Source organism: uncultured Campylobacter sp., from assembly GCF_938018035.1.
Taxonomy (GTDB): domain Bacteria; phylum Campylobacterota; class Campylobacteria; order Campylobacterales; family Campylobacteraceae; genus Campylobacter_B.
The window spans coordinates 1-3,807 of the sequence record NZ_CALIJF010000388.1; the positions used below are offsets into that span (position 1 = coordinate 1).

Consider the following 3,807-nt stretch of genomic DNA (forward strand, 5'->3'; position numbering starts at 1 on the left):
AATGTAGTAGTGGCTGTTTTTCTATCGACATAGTAGGACTGGGTATCTACATTAGCCACACATTCATTAGATATGAATGGGCGCAAATAAGTCTGGATGCCACGGATCTTAGTCGATATATCTTGAGTATCATCAGAATCCGTACCATAGCTTTTACGTAGATGATAGCGCTGATTACCTAAGTCGCCACCGATTCTTGCAGTATAGTTGGGCACGCCATTATCGCTATAGCTTCTAGCTGATATTACGTGCGCCAAGATATCTGCGTTTTGCTCATAGTCACCACCCACGCGAAGTTCGGTAGGATTATAAACATCGGTACTAATGCCTTTTTTAGTTATATCGCCACTAGCGGTAGTATCTACGATCTTGCTATACTTGCTCGAATTTTTTAATGCATCGGTATCCACTTTGAAATACGCAGGACGGAGCACGAAGTTATCACTACCACATATATGGAACGAACCATCTTGTGACATTTTAATGCCAAATTCACTACTAGCGGCGTTTATACTATTTTTAAGCTTCTCCAACTCTTTTAGTATAATATTTTCCCAAATATTCTTCTTTTGATCTTTGGTTAAACTATTGTCACACCACTTGATATTAGAATTTTTCTCATCTTCGCTATCGCAATACCCGTATTTCTTTTTAAGCTCCAATTTTTTAAGTTCAAGGTAATAAGCCGTAGGATCGTTATTTTTATCTATATCCTTATCTTTTATATACTTATCCAAATCAGATGTTGAGCTAGACTGTCCATCCGGGCGATAGCTAAGCATAAATGTAAGACCTTGATAAGCATCACCTATTTCGATATCATTCAAATTCAAAATATCCTTATCCTTAAATTCTAATTCTTTATCTACAGAATAAGAATCACCGTTTAGTTTAAACGGAATTTTCAAAGGATCCGTTACGGCTCGACATGAGTAGGCTACGCTATTTTTATCACTCTTATCGGCTTTATCTAGTGTAGTAGCTGCATTTTTTGCCCTAATAACAGACAAAAACAATTTACCTCCTAATGTAAATTTCTCAAGCTTCCTAGTCTCACTACCAGTATATATAAGCTTGCCTGTATTCGGATCTCTTTTAAAATGAGGGGAATTTAAAGCCGCATCGGTATATTCGGTACATTTACCAGTTTTATCGTCATAAGACTTACAATATTGGCTCTCGTAATCCGGTCTAAAGATAAGTTTCGTATCAAAAGGTTTATCGGAAATTTGAGTATAGAGCCTATCATCGTCGTCGTTCTTACTAAAATTCTTATTTACAACCTGTAAACCGCTTAGCGGTAAAATACTTACGGACTTAGATTTATCCGCATCGCACAACTCAAGCTCGGACGCCCCCTCCATGTCGATAAGCACTCGCTTGCCACCACCAACGTCTAGACTTATTTTATAGCTTAGAGTCATAGCAGGAGGTAATAATGTTTGCGCTCCGGTATTAACAGTAGCATTAAACTCGCCGTAAGCCGCTTTACCCGGCTGCATTAGACCACCTACCGGAGCAGTTTCGCCCGTCTTTATCTCGCCCGCATCTTTACCGATGTAAAATTTTAAGACATTGCCGCTTAATGCAGTAAATTGCCTGTCCTTATAAATAGGGTCCGTGACATTTGGAGCAGTAGCATTTATGACATCCTTCATAGTCTTGTATGCGCCTTTTTTATCATCGCGTAAATAGACTAGCCTCTCGGCGGCAGCCGCAGGTATAGTGTTCGTATTCGTAGTAATAGGCTCATTTATAGTCAACTCGTTATTTATAGTAGCACTATCTTTAGTATAAGTTGCACCCGCTTGACCAAAGTCAATTGATACTATTGTTCCTATAGCATCTTCACTATTTCCGCCATTTGATCTGTTTTCAAATCTCATTCTATAGTAGATATTTTCACCGGCTACTACAGGATCTTTGATTGTCTCTGGTTTTTTCTTTTCGATCTCTTCCTTGCTATATCTAGTACCTATTCCTTTGCCCTCGCTGGCTTTACTATCGTCTGTTCTGAAGAATTTTACCCAGTTTGCGGCGTTATAGACTTCATACTGATAGCACATTTGTGGAACATACATATCCACAGATATGGCTATCATGCTTATAAAGTTTTGATCGGACTTGTCAGTTTTTGGATTATACTCAGCACCAAGTTCCAACTTAATACTTGATTGAGTATAGACCATTTTATCGCTTATATCGAATTCGTCTAAATCTATACCTGCAGACTGATTTGATCCGAGATATTCACCGCCTCTTAAAATTTCGGGCGATGCAGCATATCGGCCATTTTCATGCTTTAACCTCATAATACTACCGTCAAATACATTAGAATACCATTCGCTGCCTATCTGAGCCAGCCTATTTACCTTATACTCATCATGCATAAATAAGGTATCCATTTTACCACCGGCTTTTTTATTTTCTACTCTAAAAAATTCCTTTGTTTGGAATTTTGTACCGCCATGTTCAGGTCCCAATTTTGCTTCGCCACCGAAACCTAAAAAACCAAGTTTAGCATTAACATTACCGCTTCTAGGAGTATAAAAGCCATTTAATGCCGTTTCTACTTTTATGGATGCATTTTCGCCATCCCAAGGCGTAATAGCCATAAAATCACCATATATGGTTACATTTTTAGGTTTATAGTAATTATTTTTAAATTTAATGGCTTCCGCATACGAGTATTGCCTCTCTACACCTACCGGATTAGCCGAATTTTGTAGATCGGATATTAGCTTATTTCTAGAATTTAAAGTTTTATCATACACTACGATTATACCCCAGCCGCCCCACATACCGACTCTAATATTTTCTATCTTACCGTTAATAAGACCTACGCCTGCACTGTCCTTACCAGCGCTGGTTACTACATTTCCAACGGTAAAATCTATACTATCCGAGTAATCGACGAAATTACTTCGGACGATATCTGTGATATCCGTAAAGCAACCGTACTCTAAACGCATCTCTGTCTTAAGAGGATCGGGGAGGTTTTTATAGCTGGCATTTTCTTTATAGTTCCAACCCGCTATGCCATTACATCTCTGTCTCTCAATATCTATAGGAGCAGTAGTACTTGCACTTTTTGAGCTTTTCATTCTAAGTTTAACTCGCCTATACCATTTAGCAAACTGCACTCCGTCACCATTTCCTATTGCACGATCCCAACCTGCCTTAATCAGCTCTCTTGCTTCTCTTACGTTACCCTGCCAATATAAAGCCGCAAATACGATATCATCTTTAGTGACGCCCTTAGGCAATCTTAAAGTAGATTTGGAGCTATTTAAATAAAAGCCATAGGGGGAAGTATCGGGATCCTCTTTTAAATAATGACCATTTGAGCCGGCTATGAAATTTATATCATCTGCTTTCGAAACATTGTCCCAGTCAAAGCTAAGCACAGTATTTCCAGCTACGGCGTAATCCCCAAATACATATGTACCAGGACCACCGAATCTAATTACCGGAGACTGATTTTTCCAATTGTGTATACCGGTAAAATTCCATACGCCGCAACTTCCGCCTTTTCCTGGGTTGTTACCGTCTCCACAAACGAAAAAAGTATAAGGTTTGCCCTTACTATCTGTTGCCGTCCTTGTTTCATTATACCACCACCAATGCGGATCGTTACTATCAATAATGCCGCTCTCTGGGTATTCGTAAGGATCTATAACGGCGGGAACAATCTTAATATTGGGTCTATCCGCAAAAGCTCCCGTCGCAACACAAAATAACAGCACCAAAATAGGCGCAAAGCTAAAACTCTTAACTTTCATGATACTACCCTCCGGTCAATAACAT

General features: G+C 39.1%; 1 protein-coding gene. It reads right to left on the reverse strand.

Going from position 1 to position 3,807, the window contains the following annotated elements; translation table 11 throughout:
• Nucleotides 1–3,782: hypothetical protein (locus Q0257_RS11820; protein ID WP_298025028.1), on the reverse strand; the 3,782-nt coding region annotated here is incomplete at its 3' end.
• Nucleotides 3,783–3,807 lie beyond the last annotated feature (25 nt).